Source organism: Paenibacillus albiflavus (assembly GCF_004344915.1).
Taxonomy (GTDB): domain Bacteria; phylum Bacillota; class Bacilli; order Paenibacillales; family NBRC-103111; genus Paenibacillus_AM; species Paenibacillus_AM albiflavus.
In genome coordinates this window covers 559830-581393 of record NZ_SKFG01000001.1, presented here as the reverse complement: position 1 = coordinate 581393, position 21564 = coordinate 559830, and the positions used below count along the sequence as shown (strand labels likewise).

Below are 21564 nucleotides of genomic sequence, written 5' to 3'. Positions count from 1 at the left end.
TAGACAGGACCTGAGATGCTGAAGATTATGAAATTGCACAGCAGGCTTAGGTCCTTTTATGTAGGGAGGGCGCCATCATGTCAAATAAGGATAAGGATATATCCAAGAATGTGCTGAGTACCGTAAAGAAAAAGACAGGGAAGTCTGTAACTGAGAAAGACATACAGAAAATTGCCAGCGGTGTAAAGTCATCCACAGTTAAGAGTGATACTCAATTGCGTCAATTAATTAATCAAGTCGCTGCACTTGTCAATGTTGAAGTATCAGAAGAGACGATCAAAGAAATCATCCATGCTGTTAAATCAAGCAACCTAGACAGCTCGAATCTTTCACAACTTATGGGTGCCTTGATGAAGAAATAGTGGAGCGCCTAAAGGCTCGCGAATAGCGGGTCTTTTTGTGTTTTCTAGAAATTATCACTTTCGTTTCATTGACAAGCATCAATTATTGCTTTTGTGCGTTTTTGTTCATTTTTCAAATAATTTGATGAATGCTATAATAGTAGTTATTTGAATCAAAGAAATTGATCCATATGTAATGTTTAATTGGAGGTCTATTCATATGTCGGGTATGACGAAAATGTATATTTCATTAGGGGCTATTCTGGCTTTAGTGCTAGCATCTTTACTTATTACGTTCGCTAGAACCAAAACGAAAGGTGTTCTGAAGTTTGTTCTTTCATTCGTTGCATTTGCCATGCTTATTGCAGCGATACCAATGATGGCAATATCACTTCTTTAAACGTATACTGACGCTGAAGCAAATGAAATATGACGAACAAGAAGAGGGTTATGCGTTATGAATATGGTGGAAGTTACTTTCCTTCCTGACGGTAAGAAGGCAAAGGTAAGACAAGGAACGACTCTGCTTGATGCGAGTAGAAGGGCAAATGTGGTTATACGAACACGCTGTGGAGGACGTGCAGGATGCCTGATGTGCAAAGTGAGGGTAGATGCCGAGAATCAAGCGGGTCTATCGGAGCCTGCGATTAATGAACGCCAAAAGTTAGGCAGTGAACTCTCATCTGGCGTCAGACTTTCGTGTCAAGCAAGAATTCAAGGGAATGTGACGGTTACGATTCCAGAAGATCCACTGAAGAGCGCTATTCGTAAACAGCTTGAGAAGCAGCGTCAGGATGATGATTGGATGAATTAAGTAGAATACAGATAAAGGTGTTGAAAATACGATTGAAACCAATACATAAGAGATGGCGTTTACTTGTACTCCTATGCTTAATATCGACCTTGCTATCGGGTTGCTTCTATCCCAAGGATCAGATGAAGCAGAATCAGACGAATCCAGAGGAGTATATTACGGTTGTGCAAGGTGCTGTAGATAAATATCGCGAAATAAAGGGTGGGCTTCTACCAATACTTAACAGTACAATGGAGACGCCAATCTATGAGAAATATAAAGTAGACTTCAAAAAGCTGCAAGAATATCGCCTATTAACAACAGTTCCTGCGAATGCGTTCGAGAATGGTGGAAGCTATATCTATGTCATCGTAAACCCTGAAAAGGATCCAAAGATTAAGCTTATTGATGTAGCTGCTTATCAATCGGTCAATCAAGCCCAGCAAATTGTGTCCAAGTATATTGTGGATACGAATGGAAAGCTTCCGCAAGGACAACTACTTAGTAAGGGGATCGCTGAATTAGATTGGGAAGTGATTAAGGAAGCTAAGCCGACCTTGCAATCCACTTATAATCGTATGAATGAAATTAGTTATTTGCTTCAAGATACGGGTGTCGTAACGATTGATTATTCCTTTGATTTAATGAAATTGATTGATAGCAAGTCGCTTCAGAATACATTGACAGCAGATGAAGATCTTCGCGAATTGTTAATTGCGAACACGCCATTCATGCCGATTCACTCCGTTCCCTATCACTGGATTGATGGACGCCCTGTACCACAAACTAAATAACGATCATTAAAGCGCCTTTACTTTGCTAATTAGAGCAAGGTAGAGGTGTTTTTTACTATAATCTGCCCAGACACATATCAAAATGTTTAGAATAAGTTATTTACGTTCACATATATTTTTTAAGGGAAGCAATCATATTTCTAGTACCTGTACATATATTTCTATCATAGTAGCATGTTATGAGGAAATGGCTTCACAACTCTAATAGGTGAAGAACCAGTTTCCTACGAAAAGTAGGCGAATCCTGCTAGGAGGGGATCTCTTTGGAGAAAGTGGATATTTTTAAAGACATTGCAGAACGAACTGGAGGAGACATTTACTTAGGAGTTGTTGGAGCGGTCCGTACGGGAAAATCAACCTTTATTAAACGGTTTATGGAATCGGTCGTACTTCCTAACATTCAAAGTGAAAGTGATCGCGTGAGAGCGGTAGATGAACTTCCACAAAGTGCTGCAGGTCGGACAATTATGACAACTGAGCCTAAATTTGTACCTAATACAGCGGTTCAAATCTCAGTTGCTGAAGGTTTGAATGTGAATGTTCGGCTTGTTGATTGTGTAGGATACACGGTAGATGGTGCTAAAGGGTACGAAGATGAGAATGGACCACGAATGATTTCAACTCCTTGGTTCGACGAACCCATTCCTTTCCAAGAAGCTGCAGAAATCGGTACGCGCAAAGTCATCCAAGAGCACTCTACGCTTGGTGTGGTGGTAACGACGGATGGCACAATTTCAGACATTCCTAGATCTTCATATGTTCTTGCAGAAGAAAGAGTGATCGCTGAACTGAAGGAAGTAGGTAAGCCTTTCATCGTGATCATCAACTCACTTAAGCCTTATAGCGACCACGCGCAAGAAATGCGTGCGGATTTACAATCCAAGTACGACATTCCTGTAGTTGCCATGAGTGTTGCAACAGCTGGTGAGGAAGAAATGATCTCCGTACTTCGTGAAGTGCTATATGAGTTCCCAGTGCATGAGGTTAATGTTAATCTGCCTAGCTGGGTGATGGTGCTGAATGAAAGACACTGGCTTCGTGGAAATTTTGAGAATTCAGTGCGTGAAACTGTACAGGATATCAGACGTTTGCGTGATGTTGATCGTGTAGTCAGTCAATTTAATGAATATGACTTCATCGATCGGGCTGCTTTAGCTGGAATGAACATGGGCCAAGGTGTAGCAGAAATTGATTTGTATGCGCCTGATGAGCTATATGATAAAATCCTGATGGAAGTCGTTGGTGTTGAAATTCGAGGCAAGGATCATCTGCTTCAGCTAATGCAGGAATTTACGCATGCGAAGCGAGAGTATGATCAATTTGCAGAAGCACTTGAAATGGTTAAAACGACTGGCTACGGGATCGCGCCACCTACACTCGCTGAAATGGCGCTTGATGAGCCTGAACTGATTAGGCAGGGTTCCAGGTTTGGTGTTAGACTTAAGGCTACGGCACCATCTATTCATATGATACGAGTTGATGTGGAGTCTGAGTTCTCGCCAATCATCGGAACAGAGAAGCAAAGCGAAGAGTTGGTTCGCTATCTGATGCAAGACTTTGAGGATAATCCGCTCAAAATTTGGGAATCTGATATTTTCGGTAGATCTCTTCACTCGATTGTTCGGGAAGGTATCCAGGGCAAGCTCGCGATGATGCCAGATAATGCGAGGTATAAACTGCAAGAAACGCTTGGCCGAATTATTAACGAAGGCTCTGGTGGTCTAATCGCGATTATTTTATAGCTTGTAACTTACAAAAAAGGTTGTTGGCAATGTGTGCCAGCGGCCTTTTTTTGTTTGTTGTGCTTAAACACGGTGAAACCGTTTCTTCTCGATAGAAGATTAGTGATTATTTCAGACTATTGATTTTATGAAAAACATCCGAAATACACAATTATGTAAGACTTTCTTCCTGCTTTTTTCCTTTTTTTCATAATAAGGGGTTTGTAGACTTGAAATTGCGAAACGGGTATATTACTATGAATTTATTGTTTTTACCTGAAGGAATGCTTGACTTGAAAGCTGCAATATCGTTTCCTTATAGCGATAGTATGTATATTTATTAGGAAAACGGTAAAAACAGGGAATAAAAGCAATCTCAATTCTTTTGGGAGGAGGTGAATCGCATGAACAAATCTGAATTGATCGCGAAAGTGGCTGAAACCTCCGAACTTTCCAAGAAGGATGCTACGAAAGCAGTAGATGCTGTTTTTGAAGCAATTTCTTCCGCATTGCAACAGGGGGATAAAGTACAACTAGTTGGATTTGGTAACTTCGAGGTTCGTGAGCGTTCCGCTCGTAAAGGGCGTAATCCTCAAACTGGACAAGAAATCGAAATTCCTGCAAGCAAAATGCCAACATTCAAACCAGGCAAAGCGCTTAAAGACGGAATTCAATAATCAACAGTTGCTACATATTAGCATGTTAATGAAACCGTGTAGGTTAGCCTACACGGTTTTTTTATGCGTAGTATCTTTACTTTCATCACCTACCATTTTACAATTAAGAAAGCTATAACGTCGGGGTATGGCGCAGCCTGGTAGCGCGCACCCTTGGGGTGGGTGAGGTCGCACGTTCAAATCGTGTTACTCCGATTCATGACCTAGATATACATAATCGCCGAAGCTGCTTGGATTGAGCTTGCAATTAAGCGTATCTAACAACTATAATTTATTACAGTTCGTTAAACGAGATATGCAGGTATACCTTATAGTCGAATAGAACTAAGCATCTGATCGCTATGGGTTACGTACAGGAGGCTATATAGGATGGACAATGCACAATATGATCATTTTGTAATTAAGGCAAAAGAGAATGGAGTTCACGTAATCGGACTGACTCGTGGTCAAGATACAAGATTCCATCATTCGGAGAAATTGGATAAAGGCGAAGTGATGATTGCGCAATTCACAGATCATACTTCAGCGGTCAAAGTCCGCGGCAAAGCAGTGATCTATACCAAATTCGGTATGATCGATACAGAAGAATAATGCGATTGCAGGCATAGCCTGCTTTTTTTCTTTGTACAATGGTATATGGGGGTGCCGTTGTATGTGGAGAAAATTCGGGCTAATTATTGCTATGCTGGTTATTTCGCTTGGTATTGTAGTCATTCTTTCTTGGTTTCCTGCAATGCTAACGCAGCCAGTGAGTGAACATAGAATTGCTTTAGTGAATGAGGATAATGTAGTCGATCTGATCGCGTCTCTTCCAGTTGAAATGCGTGTACGCAAGATTAGGCTGGATCATACGATCTTGTCCATCGATTTAATTCTTGCGAATCGGACAGACTCTCAAGCTGTATTTCATGATTTATATCGGATTGCACAGTACACCATCTCCCAGACTTCGAACCTGAATCGCGTGCTCGTGCGTGTATTTGAATCCGATCATAATGCAGACGGAAGATTCCCTGCCAACAGCTTGCTTGTCACAACAGACATGAAACGCAATGATTTAATGGGTCTAAATGCTGTTAAGTTTGACAAAACTTCGAACTTTTATCGCAAACTAATGGAATCAAGAAGCGAAATCACTTATACAGAAAGATGGTCTCAGCATTTTACTCGATAAACGTATAATCACTACAAAATTGTAGGGATTTGTGCGCAAGCTGCATGTCTGTGCTATAATTATTTGGAATGAATTTAGATTGGGATATAGCAAAAGGTACGGAGGCTTACATGAGCGGATATCGGATTCCTGAAATCGCAAAACAATACACAAATTATGATATGATTATGAACCATACGAGTTTACCTGATATCCCGGAGATCAGAACTCGTGTGTTGTTCGCATTCCTAGAGCAGGATGAAGGAATCGGTGCTTCGAGCGAACTATATACGCTTGTTTCTTCTTTGCTGCAAATGGGTATGGATACCCATGATACAGTCTCCATTCATAACGACAACAAAGAGAAGACAGCGTCACTTGAACGACAGCTAAGGGTGCTTGCAGGTGATTATTTCTCATCAAGATTTTATCAGCTGCTATCCAATTCGGGTGATATTGAGTTAATCAAGCTGCTTTCAGGCGGTACATGTGAAGTCAATCGTTCGAAAATGATGTTGTACATGAAAATGAAAAATGGGCGCCTTACAGCTGCTGAATACTTACAGTTAAGCGTACAGGTCAGATCGCAACTGTTATTAAGTTTTAATAGCTTACTGACAGGAAGGAATCAAATTTTATGGCCGGGGCTTGTACAATTAGTTACAAGTTGTGAAGTCATCCTTGAAGAATTGTTCCGACTGGATTCCATTCAGGATTTTCATGAAGGATACGGTTATTGGCATATTATTCATAAAGGATCTAGAGAAGATCGTAAGGGTTTACAAAATAAAGACTGGGATTTCACCAAGCTGCGGGCGATGGTACATAAATATCGTTTAACTTCTATGCTGAATGAGCAATTTGAATCGAATTATGAAGCCTTATGTACCAAAGTTCACGATTGTTTGCCGGATACATTAGCTGCTGGACTACTGCAAATAGTGGAACCATTCAGACGCTATGTAGCTAAATCTCAGGTGCTGAATGAAATATAATGATGTAGGAGATCACACATGACAACTAAAACCAAGGAGCAATTTGTACACGAGGTATTCGAAAGTATTGCTCCTAAATATGACATCATGAATGATATATTAAGCTTTCGTCAGCACAGGTCATGGCGGAAGTTTACAATGCGCAAAATGAATATGCAGCAGGGGCAGACTGCGCTTGACCTATGCTGCGGAACATGTGATTGGACCATTGCGCTTGCCCAAGGCAGTGGTACAGGACGGGTAGTAGGTCTGGACTTTTCACAGAACATGCTTGACGTCGGTAAACGTAAGGTGCAGGCTGTAAATTTGGATAAGCAGATAGAGCTTGTTCAAGGCAATGCAATGAGCTTGCCGTTTGAAGATCATTCATTCGATTATATAACGATTGGATTTGGACTCCGCAATGTGCCTGACCTGAAGCAAGTACTAAGGGAAATGCACAGAGTTGTTAAGCCTGGTGGAATGGTGGTATGCCTTGAATTGTCCAAGCCTACTTGGCAGCCGTTCAAAGGAATTTATTATTTTTATTTTAGGCATATATTACCTCAGCTTGGCAAGCTGATCGCTAAGCGTTATGAACAATATCGCTGGCTGCCTGAGTCTCTAGCTACTTTTCCAGGTCACAAGGAGCTAGCAGATATTTTTAAAGAAATAGGGCTTAATCAGGTTGAAGTGAAAACTTTCTTTGCTGGTATTGGAGCGCTTCATACAGGGATTAAATGATGAATGGATTCAGGAGAGTATAAGAGTATGTGGAATAAAGTGAAAGTATTTCTTGAGATGATTAAGTTTGAGCATTCGATCTTTGCTCTTCCTTTTGCCTATATGGGAGCGCTTCTTGGTTCAGTGGTGATTCATGACACTCTTCCAAGCTGGGCGCAGATTGGTTGGGTTACACTAGCTATGGTCGGCGCGCGTACTGCTGCAATGGGACTTAATCGAATCATTGATAGAGTGATTGATAGTAAGAATCCGAGAACGGCAGGTCGTGCAATTCCTGCGGGACTCATATCTGCTGGGACGGCGATGCTCTTCGTTATCATCTCGTTCATTGCCTTCTTTTGGGCAACCTATAATTTGAACCCGTTATCGATGAAGCTATTGCCAATTGCGGTCGTGTTTCTTGTGTTCTACTCTTATACAAAGCGTTTCACATGGCTATGCCATATTGTTCTTGGTCTTACGATAGCGATGGGTCCGATGGGTGGATGGGTAGCTGTTACAGGGGAAATTAACGGCTTATCGCTCGTGCTCTACTTTACTATTGCTCTTTGGACAGCAGGCTTTGATGTTGTTTATGCTTGTCAGGATGCTGAATCTGAAAAAAGCACAGGTGTATATTCGATCCCAAGCAAATTCGGGATTAAAGCGGGATTGATAGTTGCTCGTATATTCCATATCCTTACTGCAATTGGTCTGCTTGCGATGTTCTTCATGACCAATCTCAGCTATGTTTATCTAATCGGCCTTATTATCGCTTATCTTATTTTAATTTATGAGCATCGTTTAGTTTCACCTAATGATTTATCCAAATTAAATGCAGCCTTCTTTACGATGAATGGTGTGCTAAGTGTAGTAGTGTTTATATTTACATTTATAGACTTGGTATTAGTGAGGTAATAGTTGAATGAGAAGCTGGGCAGTAGGTATAACTGGCGCAAGTGGTGCAATTTATGGAGTAAGATTATGTGAAGAGCTGTTAAAGCGCGGAGTACACTTGCATTTGGTAATTACAGATGCGGGCTGGCGAGTGTTGAATGAAGAGCTAGGATTCCGCAAAGAAGTTCTCGAGAATCATTTGGCTACGTTCTCCAGTTCTTTTGTCCTTCATCGAATCGCAGACATTGGCGCTAGCATTGCCTCTGGTTCTTATCTTGTTGAAGGTCTAGTTGTTATTCCTTGCTCGATGGGTACGCTATCTGGCATTGCGCATGGTGCTTCAGGCAATTTGTTGGAACGCGCAGCTGATGTCATGTTGAAGGAAGGACGCAAGCTTATTATCGTACCAAGGGAAACTCCGTTACACGCTATTCATTTGGAAAACATGCTTACACTTACTCGTATGGGTGTTCGAATGATCCCGGCGATGCCTGCTTATTATTACGCCCCTAAGACTATTGACGATATCGTCGATTTTCTAGTAGGTAAGGTACTGGATAATATGGGAATCGAACATAATTTGTTTACTAGATGGGGAGATAAACATGAATAATCAACAAGCACAGATTAGGGTCGGACGAATTAATTATTCGAACGTTTGGCCTATTTTTTATTATTTTCCATTCTCCGAATTTGGAAGTTCCGTTCAGTTCATTGAACAAGTACCTTCCACTCTGAACAGAGCTATGGCAGCAGGCGAAATTGATATGGGACCTATTTCGTCCTTTGCTTACGGGGAGAACTTTGATTCGTATGTGCTGTGCCCACAATTATCGGTTAGTGCTAAGAATGAAGTGAATTCTATTCTGTTATTTCATCGGGAACCACTTGAGACGATTAAGGACGGAAATTTTGCACTGACAAGTGCTTCAGCTACATCAGTCAATCTATGCAAAATTATTCTCCAGAAGTTTTATGGAGGCAATCCGACCTATACAACCGCAGCACCTAACCTTGAAGAGATGATGAAGGATCATGATGGAGCCTTGCTTATAGGAGATGATGCCATACGTGCTAGCTGGGTGGATACGGGGTATAGGGTCACCGATCTTGGGCAAGAATGGAAAAAATGGACAGGCACCGGGATGACGTTCGCAGTATGGGCAATCCGTGAAGCGGTTGTTCGGCAATATCCTGAGCTTATCGAACGCATTCGCCAAGCTTTTGTAGAAAGCAAGATCAAATCTTTGGCAGATCCGATGGCGATGGTACATGATGCACAAACGAAAATCGGTGGTACGGAAAGCTATTGGCTTCATTATTTTGGAGATTTATGTTATGATTTTGGTTCTGAACAGTGGGAAGGCCTGAGTTTATACTATCGATATGCGTGGGAGCTTGGCTTGCTATCCAAACCAGTTCCACTTAAACTTCTATAGAATTAGGTCAATAAATAAGTGACATGGGTGACGGGATGAAACTGACGGACATTTATTCACGCAAGAAGAAAGAAATCGACTATATTGAGAAGCAGCTTGAGGTGGCTATTCGAACAGATTATCCGATTCTCTATGATGCTTCATTACATTTGCTACGTGCGGGCGGTAAACGTATTCGTCCTGTTTTTGTTATGCTTGGCGGAGAGTTCGGTACTTATGATATAAGTAAAATCCAGCATGTTGCCGTATCATTAGAGTTGATCCATATGGCATCACTCGTGCATGATGACGTTATTGACGATGCAAAGACACGTCGTGGACAGCTAACGGTGCGAACCAAATGGGACAATCGAGTTGCGATGTATACAGGGGACTACATTATTTCCAAGGCATTATTGGAATTAACGAACCTTAACATCACTTCGCTGCATAGAGTTATGTCTAAAGCGATGGTTGAGGTGTGCATTGGTGAGATGGAGCAGATTCGTTTCTTTTACAATGCAGATCAAAGACTTCGAGACTATTTGCTTCGAATTAAGCGCAAAACAGCTCTGTTATTAGCCGTCTCCTGTCAGTTAGGTGCGGTTGCGACAGGTGCTAGCGAATATGTTTCACGTAAGTTATATGATTTTGGCTATTACGTCGGCATGACGTTTCAAATCCGCGATGATATTCTTGATTTATGCGGAACCGAGAAAGAACTCGGCAAATCTCCAGGCAGTGATCTGAAACAGGGGAACATCACGTTACCTGTTATTTATGCGCTTCAAAATCCAGAGCTAAATCTATCGATTCGAGAAGAGCTTAAACGAATTCAAGCAGCAGATGGACAGACGGATGTTACCAAAGTTATTGAGATGGTTAGAAATTCAGACGGAATCGACCGCGCAGACCAGCTGGCACAACGTTATATCGCCAAAGCAATCGCAGCGTTAGAGGGATTGCCAGATATTTTGGCCAAGCGTGAACTCGAACAAATCGCTCGGTTTATTGGTGAGCGTTCCTATTAAAATGTTTGAAATAGATCAAATTGTGTACACTTTTTTCCAATCTGCCCAATAATCCATCATTTTAATTGCCAATTAAACACTCCCATTGTATATTTAAATCTGATAATTCAATTTTACATACAATGGAGGCATTTTTCATGGAAAAAACATTCCTTATGGTAAAACCTGATGGCGTTCAACGCGGTTTAGTTGGTGAAATTGTTAAACGTTTAGAAAGCAAAGGCTTTCAACTTGTTGGCGCTAAATTAATGACAATTAGCAAAGAGCAAGCTGAGAAGCATTATTCAGAACACGTAAGCAAGCCATTCTTTGGTGAGCTTGTAGATTTCATTACTTCAGGTCCAGTATTTGCAATGGTATGGCAAGGAGATCAAGTGATCACATTATCCCGTACATTAATGGGTAAAACCAATGTTCTTGACGCTCAACCAGGAACAATTCGTGGCGACTTCGCTTTACATACAGGAATGAACTTGATCCATGGTTCCGATTCTCCTGAAAGCGCTGTAATTGAAATCAACAACTTCTTTAAACCAGAAGAACTAGTAACATATACGCGTGATATCCAAAAGTGGATGTAATATAATTTTTGGCAAAGGTGTGCAGGTACATGGGGGATATCGATTTTACTCGTTTTATCGAATCTGTTAAAGCTTATACTTCAATAGATCTATCACAGTACAAAGAGACTCAGATGAAGCGTCGATTAACGACTCTCCGGATCAAGCGCGGTTATGATACTTTCGCTGCTTATTTTGAAGCCATGAAAAGTGATAAGGCACTGATGAATGAATTCCTGGATCGGATGACAATTAACGTGTCGGAATTCTGGCGCAACGGGAATCGCTGGTCGATTCTCGTTGATCGATTCTTGCCAGAGCTCATTGCAAATAATCGGAATCTAAAGGTGTGGAGTGCTGCTTGCTCGACTGGCGAGGAGCCTTACACGTTAGCAATGATATTGGCTGAAAAGCGCGTGCTGCAAGACGCCTATCTGCTAGCTAGTGATCTCGATGAGCAAGCACTTGAGAAGGCTAAGCAAGGTACATATCCTGTTCGTTCTGTACGTGAGGTACCACCTTCGTACTTGCACAAATATTTTCGTCAGCAGGATGAAACGCTTCTGATTGCAGATGAACTAAAGAAGAAAGTAACATTCAAGAAACAAAATTTACTTGTCGATACGTTCGAAAGTGGATTTGATCTCATCGTTTGTCGTAATGTGATTATTTACTTTACGGATGAAGCAAAGGATTTATTATTCCATAAATTTGCACGTGCACTGAAACCAGGAGGCTTGTTATTTGTCGGATCGACAGAACAAATCTTCAATCCGTCTCACTATCAGCTTGAAACGGTAGATACGTTCTTCTATCGCAAGCAAGTAGATGTGGGATCACCTAGCAATGCAGGTCAGAAGCAATTCTTTAGTGTATAAAGTCATGCTTATGTATAAGATTTTCCATCCCTTCCAATACTAAACAATATTAGGGAAGAAATCCGTTCCTCATGACTTCACTGGAGGTTAGACGATGGATAAAAGAAAGGTTATCTTTGCATATCGCCGTGGATTTATTACGATGCAGGAATGTGCACAGATTCTAGGTGTGGATAAGGTACACATCATTGGTTTAATGAACGATCCGCAAATGTCAGAGCCTGCGAAGTTTACTGGACAGGAAATGGCACCTGGCTCCATCTAAATCAATAACGTATGGAACGATGATTGAATAATGTTATGGAACACGCTTGTCCCTAAGGGTAAAGCGTGTTCTTTCTTTTTATTTCGTTTTCTATTATAATATCCATAAAATTAGCGCATTGATGTAGTAAAGAGTGATAGACTTAAGCAGAATTGAAGAAATATATAAATCGGATGAGGAGTGAATGAAATGAGATATTTAACAGCAGGTGAAACGCATGGTCCACAGTTAACCGCAATTATTGAAGGTATGCCAAGTAACGTCAGCATCGATTTTGAAGCTGTGAACCAGCAGCTTGCACGTCGACAAAAGGGACATGGTCGCGGTCGTCGGATGCTGATTGAGCAGGATACAGCGAATATTGTTGGCGGAGTTAGACATGGTCAAACAACAGGCGCACCGATTGCACTTGAAGTAATTAACAAAGATTTTAAGAGCTGGACAGCAATTATGAGCGTAGAGCCGATTGAAGATGGTGAGGCTAAGCGTCGTGTACATCGACCAAGACCAGGTCATGCTGATTTGACTGGCGGTATCAAATATAATCAAAAAGATTTACGCAATATTCTGGAACGTTCATCCGCTCGTGAGACAACAATGCGTGTTGCAGTAGGGGCAATTGCAAGACAATTGCTAGCGGAGTTTGGTATCAAACTTGCTTGCCAAGTTATTCGAATTGGTGATGTCGTTGCGGGGCGCGAAGCAATGCCAATCGATCAATTAATTGAAATTACTGAAGAGTCTCCTGTACGTGTTACAGACAAGGAGGCAGAGGCAGCGATGATTTCTGCAATTGACGCAGCCAAATCAGCTGGCGACACACTGGGTGGAATTGTGGAAGTAATCGTTGAAGGTGTGCCTGCGGGGCTTGGAAGCCATGTGCAATGGGACCGCAAATTAGATGGACGAATTGCGCAAGCTGTAGTCTCGATTCAAGCATTTAAAGGTGTTGAGTTCGGACTTGGATTCGAGATGGCTCAGCGTCCTGGTTCTAAAGTACATGATCCGATCCTGTATACAGAGGAACGCGGCTATCATCGCGCAAGCAACAATGCTGGTGGGTTTGAAGGCGGTATGACGAATGGTGAACCAATCATTGTTCGTGGCGTCATGAAGCCGATTTCTACACTATACAAGCCTCTTCCGAGTGTGGATATCGATACGAAGGAACCCTTCACTGCACAAGTGGAGCGTTCAGATACATGTGCTGTGCCTGCAGCGGCTGTCATTATGGAGAACGTCATTGCTTGGGAAGTTGCACAAGCCTTCATGGAGAAGTTCGGCGGCGATTCGTTAGAGGAAATTCGCAGCAACTATGAGCAATATCTGAACCACGTGGAGGGATACTAGAATGTCCCAAACGGTCGAATTAAAGGTTGATTTAGGTGAGCGCTCTTATCCTATTTATATTGGTGAGAACCTGATCGGTGATACTGGTGCCTATTTAAACAAGCATGGCTTTAAAACAGGATCTCCAATTCTCATTGTGACAGACGAGACGATTGCTCCATATTATTTGGATACAGTAGTGAACAGTCTTCGCTCTGCAGGCTATACGGTTGTAACGCATATCGTGCCAGCGGGAGAACAGACCAAATCACTTTCAATGCTTGAAGCGATCGTTACGACTGCATTAACGGGTAATCTGGATCGAAATTCCGCAGTGATTGCATTAGGTGGCGGTGTAATAGGCGACTTAGCGGGATTCGTTGCCGCTACTTACATGCGAGGCATCCGATTTATTCAGATCCCAACAACCATACTTGCACATGATTCCTCGGTAGGCGGCAAAGTTGCTGTAAACCACAAGCTGGCCAAAAATATTATTGGAGCGTTTCATCAGCCAGATTATGTCTTATATGATGTAACAACATTACGGACGCTATCACCTCGCGAGGTTCGCTCTGGTTTAGCTGAGATGGTGAAGCATGGTCTGATTTGGGATGAAGCTTTCGTTGATTGGTTAGAGGAATCAGCAAGCAAGCTGCTTAACCTTGATCTAGATGCACTTAAATATGGTATTCATCAAGGATGCCGAATCAAATCAGTAGTAGTTGCCGAGGATGAGCGCGAGAATGATCTTCGAGCTATCCTGAATTTAGGTCATACAATTGGGCATGCGCTAGAAGCAGTTGCTGGATACGGGGAATTGCTTCATGGAGAAGCGATAGCAATCGGTATGGTAGGTGCTTCCTTATTAGCGCAGAAACTTGGCTATTCTTCGGATATTTATACGAGAACAAAGGCACTCCTTCAGAAGTTTGAATTGCCGGTTAGCTTGCCAAAGCATTACGATGTAGATGCGATTATGGAAGCTATGTCCCATGATAAGAAATTCAAAGAAGGCAAGATGGTGTTCGTCATTCCAACAGCTATAGGGAAAGTAGAAATTAATCGCAATGTACCGGCTGAATGGGTACGTGAGACGGTTGAACAACTGAAGGGAGAAGCTTAACATATGTATGTACGCGGAATTAGGGGAGCTACGACCGTTGAACAGAATGAAGAAATGGAAATACTTGAGGCGACAAGTGAGCTGCTTGAGGAAATAATTGCAGCTAATGAATTTACACCAGAGGATATTGGCTCTGTAATCGTAACAGTAACAAGTGATGTAACGGCAACATTCCCTGCTAGAGCCATTCGTCAGATGCCAGGCTGGGATTTAGTACCGCTAATGTGCGCACTTGAGATACCCGTAGATAATTCGCTGCCGCTATGTATTCGCTTAATGGTGCATGTGAATACGAATCGCAAGCAGAATGAAATGTGTCATATATATTTAAGAAAAGCGAAAGTATTGCGCCCGGATATTGTTGACAACTCCAAATAAGCGCAGTAAGATGTTATCAATATCAGAACAGAGTTAGATTAGAATTAGTTTCAGTCTAGAGCAGAGTAGTAGCATGAGTAGAGTTGAGCCGAGTAAAGTTTAGTTGAGAAGAGAGAGAATGGAATAGATTCAGTCTAGCTTATCCCACTTCGGATAAGAGCTTAGCTGTATCCTATTAGTGGTACGTAATTTATCTATTTATAGATAATACGTTTCCTGCTTGTTCAATCTTATATCAAATAAACCTCTTCACCTCTACACATTTGTAGAGGTTTTTTTGTTAGATCCAGAATTTATAGTCTACACATTATGAATTCTAGAAGAAGAGATGAGGAGAGATGAGGGATATGAGAACAGCTGAGCTGGAGCAAGTGGTGGCATTAGCAAAGAATTACAACTTAATTCCAATTTCACGTACAATCTTAGCTGATACGGAGACACCTATTCGCGTATTTCAGCAATTTTATCAGGAGGATCAGTCTTTCCTGCTTGAGAGCGTGGAGGGGGGAGTCAAATGGGCTCAATATTCTTATATTGGCCGTTCCCCTTTTCTCATGATTGAAGCTAAGAATGGAATGACGAAGATTAGGACGAAACAAGGAACGACAACCTCAACCTCTAAACCAATTGAAACACTTCAGGCTTATTTACGAACCTATACTTCACCCGCACTTCAAGGATTACCAAGATTCACTGGTGGAGCAGTTGGTTTCTTCGGATATGATCTACTCCAATATTATGAAAAGCTGCAGCCGCACCTTAAAGATGATCTCCTGATGAATGACATGCAGTTTATGTTCTGCGATCAGCTTATCGTATTCGATCATATTAAGCAGCAGATCAAAGTCATTGCCAATGTGCATATTCCCTACCATGCAACAGACAGCCAAATTGCTGAAGCGTATTACGAAACGCTAGCGACAATCGATGAAATTGTCATTCGCTTGAAGCAACCTGTAAATCAGATGCTCGGCTCACATCTGGCGATTAACGATCAAGTTGAGCTGGGCGATGTGCAATCCAATGTAACCAAAGAACAATTCATTCAGAACGTAGAAACGATCAAGGAATATATACGAGCAGGGGACGTATTCCAAACAGTTCTGTCACAGCGCTTTGAGATTGATACAGAGGTATCGCCGCTTCAGGTATATCGCGTTTTACGGATATTGAATCCTTCTCCTTATATGTATTATTTGAAAATGAATGATGAAATCATTGTCGGAACATCGCCTGAAATACTGGTTCGGGTTGAGGGGGATCGTGTAGATACGAGACCGATTGCTGGCACAAGACCCAGGGGGAAATCGGAAGCAGAAGATCAAGCATTGGAGCTTGAGCTGCTGTCAGATGAGAAGGAGCGGGCTGAACATTTAATGCTTGTGGACCTCGGACGTAATGATATCGGTCGGGTATCGGAATTTGGCTCCGTGAAATGCAATGCCTGGATGGAAATTGAACGTTATTCACATGTCATGCATATCGTCTCGAATGTAACAGGCAAGCTTCGCCAAGATAAAAATTTCTTCGATGCCTTACTATCCTGCATGCCTGCTGGAACCGTATCTGGCGCTCCAAAGCTTAGAGCGATGGAGATTATTCGAGAACTGGAACAGGAAGCGCGAGGCGCATATGGCGGTGCGATCGGATATTTAGGATTCACAGGGAACATGGATACTTGCATTACGATACGGACCATTATTTTTAAGCAGGGCAAGGCTTATATTCAAGCAGGTGCTGGTATTGTCTGGGATTCGGTGCCAGAGAATGAGTATCAGGAGACAGTAAATAAAGCGAGGGCATTAATTACGGCGATAAGAATTGCGGAAGCGATGACCCAGAAGGACACGACGAAGATGCAGCCGAATTCGCCAACTGTGAAAGAAGCTGTTTACGGCTATCAGCACTATTAAGAGTAGAAAGGAAGGGATCATGATGAATGTGCAAGGGATTAATATAACCAAGGCTATTGCCAAATTAATCGAAGGTCAGCATTTGGAGCGTGAGGAAGCTCGCCTAGTGATGAATGATATTATGGATGGTCTTACGACATCAGCACAGATTGGAGCCTTGCTAACCGCACTCCGAATGAAAGGGGAAACCATCGATGAATTGACTGGCTTTGCAGAAATCATGCGTGCCAAAGCGACTCAGCTGTCCACGGAATCTAACAATTTACTTGATACGGCAGGAACTGGTGGTGATGGTGCGGGGACATTTAACATATCTACTGCTTCTTCGATTGTAGCTGCTGCAGGGGGGGTAAGAGTAGCGAAGCATGGGAATCGGGGGATGTCCTCACAAAGCGGTTCGGCGGATGTACTTGAAGCGCTTGGTGTTAATATCTCCTTGCCGAGTGAGACAGCTGCTCAGTGTCTAAAGGAGATCGGAATATGTTTTATGTTTGCTCAAAATTATCATCAATCTCTGAAGCATGCTGCAGGACCACGCAAGGAAATTGGTGTGCGAAATATTTTTAATTTATTAGGACCGCTTGCCAATCCTGCACGTGCAGATCGACAGCTTCTAGGGGTATATGATCGCAGTAAAACAGAACTGATGGCCATGGTATTGCGTGAGCTTGGCGTTAAGCGGGCACTAGTCGTGTCCTCCTATGATGGACTCGACGAAATATCGATTTCTGCTCCAACGAAGGTGACGGAATTGCGCAATGGTGAGACGCTAACCTATGAGCTGACACCTGAGGAGCTTGGATTGAAGCGTCATGAGCTGCAGGATGTTATGGGTGGTGATCCTGATACGAATGCTGAGATCATCAAGCGTGTGTTCCGTGGGGAGCGGGGAGCTTATCGGGATATTGTGCTGGCAAACAGTGGGGCTAGTTTTTATGTAACGGGTTTATGTGATAATTTGCAGAATGGGGTTCGTTACGCAGAGCATATGATTGACTCGGGTAATGCTTATGAGAAGTTATTGCAGTTAATTTCATTTACAGGAGCGAATCGCCATGTTTCTTGATCGAATTGTCGCAAGCAAGCAAATTGAAGTATCACAGCTTAAAGAAGGATTAAGTATAAACGAAGCTGAGAAGGTAATTGCGGAGCTGCCGCCTTGTCTAGGCTTTGAACGTCATTTAACAGCAAATAAACGGCGGCCAATGGGTTTAATTGCTGAAGTGAAGAAGGCATCACCATCTAAGGGATTAATACGAGCAGATTTTGATCCTGTTGGATTAGCAATAGATTATGAGCGCGCAGGCGCAGATTGTATTTCTGTACTAACCGATCAAACGTACTTCCAAGGAAACAATGATTATTTAACGATGATTCGTAGACATGTTAACGTCCCGCTTTTGCGAAAAGACTTTACGATTGATCCTCTGCAAATCTATGAAGCTCGGATGATAGGTGCCGATGCTGTGCTGTTAATTGCAGCGATTTTAACGGATAAGCAGCTCAGACAATATTTGAATTTAACGCGTCAGCTGGGAATGGATGCTCTAGTCGAAGTGCATGATCAAGATGAACTCGAACGCGCACTGACGCTTGATGTATCACTCATCGGAATCAATAATCGTAATTTGCGGACGTTTGAAACAAGCTTAAGCACAACAGAGAATTTGATTTCACTTGTTCCAAGCCATTGTACAGTTGTGAGTGAAAGCGGGATATCAGGATCGGATGATATCGAGTATCTATACCAAGCAGGAGCACGTGGGGTGCTAGTTGGCGAGCATTTCATGAAGCAGCATTCCGTCTATGATGCGGTTAATCATTTAATGGGACGTTTGGAGCTGACGAAATCATGACAAGTATAAAGATATGTGGACTTCAAAGCGTTGAAGTGCTAAAATCTGCTATAGATCTGAATGTAGAGTATGTCGGTCTTGTTTTTGCCAAAAGTAAACGACAGGTAACACAGGTAGAGGCTGCGCATCTTGTTGCTTATGTTCGAACACTACGGAATGAGGGGAAATATACACCGCAAATAACGGGTGTATTCCTGAATCCTACAGTAGAACAGCTAGCAGAAGTCATGGCAACATCTCCTGTTGATTTCATTCAGCTTCACGGTAATGAAACGCCTGAATTTTGCCAACATGTTAAATTGCAGTACCATACGCCAGTGATGAAAGCATTCTCCATCCGGAATGAGGAAATAAATGGCTTTTCTGATCCTAATATTTTAACAAAAGAATTGAAGACTAAGCTGGATACTTATCGAGGTGTAATCGATATTCTGCTATTAGATACGTATGAGCCTATGAATGGCGGAGGATCAGGGGAAGTATTCAGATGGGATGTGATCCCAGCCTACTTGCATTGGGCACGCGAGAACAACATTCAATTGTTTATCGCAGGAGGACTTGATTCGAATAATGTACTGAAATTATTAGATGGTTATGCCATAGATGGAGTAGACATTTCGAGTGGTGTAGAAACAGATGGAATGAAGGATGTTAGCAAAATGAAATCATTCGTGGAGAGGGTGAGACAGCATGAATAAACTGCCTGATGAACAAGGAAGATTCGGCAAATTTGGAGGTCGTTACGTACCTGAAACTTTAATGAATGCGTTAATTGAGCTGGAGGAGGCGTATCGTAAATATGCGTCTGAACCAGATTTTATCGCTGAGATGAAGGACCTGCTCAAGCAATATTCGGGGCGTCCAACCCCGCTTTATTATGCAAAGCGTTTGACAGAGGAGCTTGGCGGTGCCAAAATTTATCTCAAAAGAGAAGATTTGAACCATACAGGTGCCCATAAAATTAACAATACGATTGGACAAGCACTGCTGGCTAAGCGTATGGGCAAAACGAAAGTAATTGCAGAAACTGGCGCAGGACAGCATGGTGTCGCAACTGCTACAGTAGCGGCGCTTCTTGGACTTGAATGCAAAGTATTCATGGGGGAAGAGGATACGAAGCGTCAGCAGCTAAACGTATTTCGGATGAAGCTGCTCGGGGCAGAAGTTGTGCCTGTCATGAGTGGATCACGAACGTTGAAGGATGCAGGAAATGAAACGCTTCGCTACTGGGTTAGCCATGTTGAAGATACGTTCTACATTCTGGGTTCAGCTGTTGGTCCACATCCTTATCCAATGATGGTTCGAGATTTTCAGCGTGTAATTGGCGATGAGTCGCGAGAGCAAATATTAGAGCAAGAAGGCAGACTGCCAGACACGGTTATTGCATGTGTTGGTGGAGGCTCGAATGCGATTGGGATGTTTTATCCTTTTATCCAGGATACTGATGTTCAATTAATTGGTGTAGAAGCGGCAGGCAAAGGGATTAATACATTAGAACATGCGGCAACGCTGACGAAGGGCACCCATGGTGTCTTCCAAGGCTCGATGAGTTATATGCTGCAGGATGAATATGGTCAGGTCAAAATTGCGCATTCGATATCAGCGGGCTTGGATTATCCTGGTATCGGTCCAGAGCATGCTTATTTACATGATACGAAGCGGGCTGAGTATGTACCGATTACTGACGCTGAAGCACTAGATGCGTTGCAGCTATTATGTAGAACAGAAGGAATAATCCCTGCTTTGGAGAGCTCGCATGCCATTGCTCAGTTAGTCAAGACGGCCAAAACGATGAAGAAGGACCAGATCATCATTGTGAATTTATCCGGTCGCGGTGATAAGGATGTTGAAGCGGTTATGGGTTATCTTGGAGAGAATGGAGGTGCAGCGCATGAATCGCATTGATGCTAAATTCGCTGAACTAAGGGAGCAGAAGCAAATAGCTTTTATCCCGTTCATTACGGTTGGTGATCCGAGTAGCGAGCTGTCTGTCGATATTATTCTTGAGCTAGAACGTGGGGGAGCAGATATTATTGAGCTGGGTGTACCCTATTCGGATCCGTTAGCAGATGGACCAGTTATTCAAGCTTCTTCTGAACGTGCGCTGCTTCATTCAGTTACGATACTCGATTGCATAGCTGTTGCCAAGCGAGCAAGGCTAGCAGGCTCAGAGCTGCCGTTTATTTTATTTACGTATTTTAACCCCGTGCTGCAAATAGGGCTTGAACGAATATTCAAGCTCATGAACGAGAGTGATATCGCAGGTGTGATTATTCCTGATTTACCATATGAAGAAGATGCAGAAGTAAAAACGATTGCGAACAAATACAATATCCATCTTATTCCGTTAGTAGCTCCAACCTCTAATAGTCGGATCGCGAAGATTGTAAGCCATGCATCTGGCTTTATCTATTGTGTATCTTCGTTAGGCGTGACAGGGGTACGATCGGAACTGCATGAAGGCATTCAAGATTTTATCGCAACGGTTCGATCTCATACCGACTTGCCTGTTGCTGTTGGTTTTGGCATCTCGAGCCGTGAGCAGGTTGCTGCTCTTTCACAAGTTAGTGACGGGGTTATCGTAGGAAGCGCGCTTGTGCGGCATATTCATGAGCAGCGCGAAGGACTTCTATCGTCAGAAGGCAAATCGCAAAGTCTATTGCAAATTTCAGAGTTTGTGCGACAATTGAAGAATATTTAGGGTATAGTGGATTTATTTCCTATAATAACCCAATTT

Annotated in this window: 26 protein-coding genes and 1 tRNA gene; all 27 read left to right on the top strand. The window is 42.5% G+C overall.

What is annotated here, in order from left to right; genetic code table 11:
- Positions 1 to 77: 77 nt before the first annotated feature.
- Positions 78 to 362, top strand: coding sequence for a stage VI sporulation protein F (locus tag E0485_RS02840; protein ID WP_132416314.1), 285 nt, complete (start codon positions 78 to 80; stop codon positions 360 to 362).
- A gap of 199 nt (positions 363 to 561) precedes the next feature.
- Positions 562 to 741 (top strand): DUF2768 family protein, encoded by a 180-nt coding sequence (locus E0485_RS02835; protein WP_132416312.1) that lies wholly within the window; start codon positions 562 to 564, stop codon positions 739 to 741.
- A 57-nt stretch (positions 742 to 798) separates the two neighbouring features.
- A complete protein-coding gene (locus tag E0485_RS02830) occupies positions 799 to 1155 on the top strand; it encodes a 2Fe-2S iron-sulfur cluster-binding protein (RefSeq protein ID WP_132416310.1) in 357 nt (118 codons plus the stop codon).
- A gap of 32 nt (positions 1156 to 1187) precedes the next feature.
- Positions 1188 to 1928: a hypothetical protein gene (locus E0485_RS02825; RefSeq protein ID WP_132416308.1), complete on the top strand. Its 741-nt coding sequence runs from the start codon at positions 1188 to 1190 to the stop codon at positions 1926 to 1928.
- Positions 1929 to 2191: 263 nt separating this feature from the next.
- Positions 2192 to 3670: a stage IV sporulation protein A gene (gene spoIVA, locus E0485_RS02820; RefSeq protein WP_132416306.1), complete on the top strand. Its 1479-nt coding sequence runs from the start codon at positions 2192 to 2194 to the stop codon at positions 3668 to 3670.
- Between the two features lie 383 nt (positions 3671 to 4053).
- A complete protein-coding gene (locus E0485_RS02815; protein ID WP_132416304.1) occupies positions 4054 to 4326 on the top strand; it encodes an HU family DNA-binding protein in 273 nt (90 codons plus the stop codon).
- A gap of 121 nt (positions 4327 to 4447) precedes the next feature.
- A tRNA-Pro gene (locus tag E0485_RS02810) sits at positions 4448 to 4521 on the top strand.
- A gap of 174 nt (positions 4522 to 4695) precedes the next feature.
- Positions 4696 to 4917, top strand: coding sequence for a trp RNA-binding attenuation protein MtrB (gene mtrB, locus E0485_RS02805; protein ID WP_132416302.1), 222 nt, complete (start codon positions 4696 to 4698; stop codon positions 4915 to 4917).
- 61 nt (positions 4918 to 4978) lie between these two features.
- Entirely contained in the window at positions 4979 to 5500 is a 522-nt protein-coding gene (locus E0485_RS02800; RefSeq protein ID WP_132416300.1) for a hypothetical protein, read from the top strand.
- A 110-nt stretch (positions 5501 to 5610) separates the two neighbouring features.
- Positions 5611 to 6474 carry a heptaprenyl diphosphate synthase component 1 gene (locus E0485_RS02795; RefSeq protein WP_132416298.1) on the top strand — a complete coding sequence of 288 codons (864 nt, stop codon included), beginning with the start codon at positions 5611 to 5613 and terminating at the stop codon, positions 6472 to 6474.
- 18 nt (positions 6475 to 6492) lie between these two features.
- Positions 6493 to 7197, top strand: coding sequence for a demethylmenaquinone methyltransferase (locus E0485_RS02790; protein ID WP_132416296.1), 705 nt, complete (start codon positions 6493 to 6495; stop codon positions 7195 to 7197).
- Positions 7198 to 7224: 27 nt separating this feature from the next.
- On the top strand, positions 7225 to 8094 hold the full coding sequence (locus E0485_RS02785) for a UbiA-like polyprenyltransferase (RefSeq protein WP_132416294.1): 870 nt from the start codon (positions 7225 to 7227) through the stop codon (positions 8092 to 8094).
- Positions 8095 to 8101: 7 nt separating this feature from the next.
- On the top strand, positions 8102 to 8686 hold the full coding sequence (locus E0485_RS02780) for a UbiX family flavin prenyltransferase (protein WP_132416292.1): 585 nt from the start codon (positions 8102 to 8104) through the stop codon (positions 8684 to 8686).
- A complete protein-coding gene (locus E0485_RS02775; RefSeq protein WP_132416290.1) occupies positions 8679 to 9512 on the top strand; it encodes a menaquinone biosynthesis protein in 834 nt (277 codons plus the stop codon). The genes E0485_RS02780 and E0485_RS02775 overlap by 8 nt, the downstream gene beginning before the upstream one ends.
- Positions 9513 to 9547: 35 nt before the next feature.
- Entirely contained in the window at positions 9548 to 10522 is a 975-nt protein-coding gene (locus E0485_RS02770) for a polyprenyl synthetase family protein (protein WP_132416288.1), read from the top strand.
- A 137-nt stretch (positions 10523 to 10659) separates the two neighbouring features.
- Positions 10660 to 11103 carry a nucleoside-diphosphate kinase gene (gene ndk / locus E0485_RS02765; RefSeq protein ID WP_132416286.1) on the top strand — a complete coding sequence of 148 codons (444 nt, stop codon included), beginning with the start codon at positions 10660 to 10662 and terminating at the stop codon, positions 11101 to 11103.
- A 29-nt stretch (positions 11104 to 11132) separates the two neighbouring features.
- Positions 11133 to 11960 carry a CheR family methyltransferase gene (locus E0485_RS02760; RefSeq protein WP_132416284.1) on the top strand — a complete coding sequence of 276 codons (828 nt, stop codon included), beginning with the start codon at positions 11133 to 11135 and terminating at the stop codon, positions 11958 to 11960.
- Between the two features lie 94 nt (positions 11961 to 12054).
- Complete coding sequence (locus E0485_RS24980) at positions 12055 to 12225, top strand: hypothetical protein (protein WP_165921055.1); 171 nt, start codon at positions 12055 to 12057, stop codon at positions 12223 to 12225.
- Between the two features lie 189 nt (positions 12226 to 12414).
- A complete protein-coding gene (gene aroC, locus E0485_RS02755; RefSeq protein WP_132416282.1) occupies positions 12415 to 13575 on the top strand; it encodes a chorismate synthase in 1161 nt (386 codons plus the stop codon).
- Position 13576: 1 nt separating this feature from the next.
- On the top strand, positions 13577 to 14680 hold the full coding sequence (gene aroB, locus E0485_RS02750; RefSeq protein WP_132416280.1) for a 3-dehydroquinate synthase: 1104 nt from the start codon (positions 13577 to 13579) through the stop codon (positions 14678 to 14680).
- A 3-nt stretch (positions 14681 to 14683) separates the two neighbouring features.
- Positions 14684 to 15058 carry a chorismate mutase gene (aroH, locus tag E0485_RS02745; RefSeq protein WP_132416278.1) on the top strand — a complete coding sequence of 125 codons (375 nt, stop codon included), beginning with the start codon at positions 14684 to 14686 and terminating at the stop codon, positions 15056 to 15058.
- A gap of 347 nt (positions 15059 to 15405) precedes the next feature.
- The gene (gene trpE / locus E0485_RS02740; RefSeq protein ID WP_132416276.1) at positions 15406 to 16971 is read left to right on the top strand and encodes an anthranilate synthase component I; all 1566 of its coding nucleotides are present in this window, start codon (positions 15406 to 15408) and stop codon (positions 16969 to 16971) included.
- 22 nt (positions 16972 to 16993) lie between these two features.
- Positions 16994 to 18037, top strand: coding sequence for an anthranilate phosphoribosyltransferase (trpD, locus tag E0485_RS02735; protein ID WP_132416487.1), 1044 nt, complete (start codon positions 16994 to 16996; stop codon positions 18035 to 18037).
- On the top strand, positions 18027 to 18827 hold the full coding sequence (gene trpC, locus E0485_RS02730) for an indole-3-glycerol phosphate synthase TrpC (RefSeq protein ID WP_132416274.1): 801 nt from the start codon (positions 18027 to 18029) through the stop codon (positions 18825 to 18827). The genes trpD and trpC overlap by 11 nt, the downstream gene beginning before the upstream one ends.
- Positions 18824 to 19525, top strand: a complete 702-nt coding sequence (locus tag E0485_RS02725) for a phosphoribosylanthranilate isomerase (protein WP_132416272.1) — start codon at positions 18824 to 18826, stop codon at positions 19523 to 19525. Before trpC ends, E0485_RS02725 begins: the two co-directional genes overlap by 4 nt.
- Entirely contained in the window at positions 19518 to 20732 is a 1215-nt protein-coding gene (gene trpB / locus E0485_RS02720; RefSeq protein WP_132416270.1) for a tryptophan synthase subunit beta, read from the top strand. Before E0485_RS02725 ends, trpB begins: the two co-directional genes overlap by 8 nt.
- Entirely contained in the window at positions 20719 to 21528 is an 810-nt protein-coding gene (trpA, locus tag E0485_RS02715; RefSeq protein ID WP_132416268.1) for a tryptophan synthase subunit alpha, read from the top strand. Before trpB ends, trpA begins: the two co-directional genes overlap by 14 nt.
- Positions 21529 to 21564: the final 36 nt, after the last annotated feature.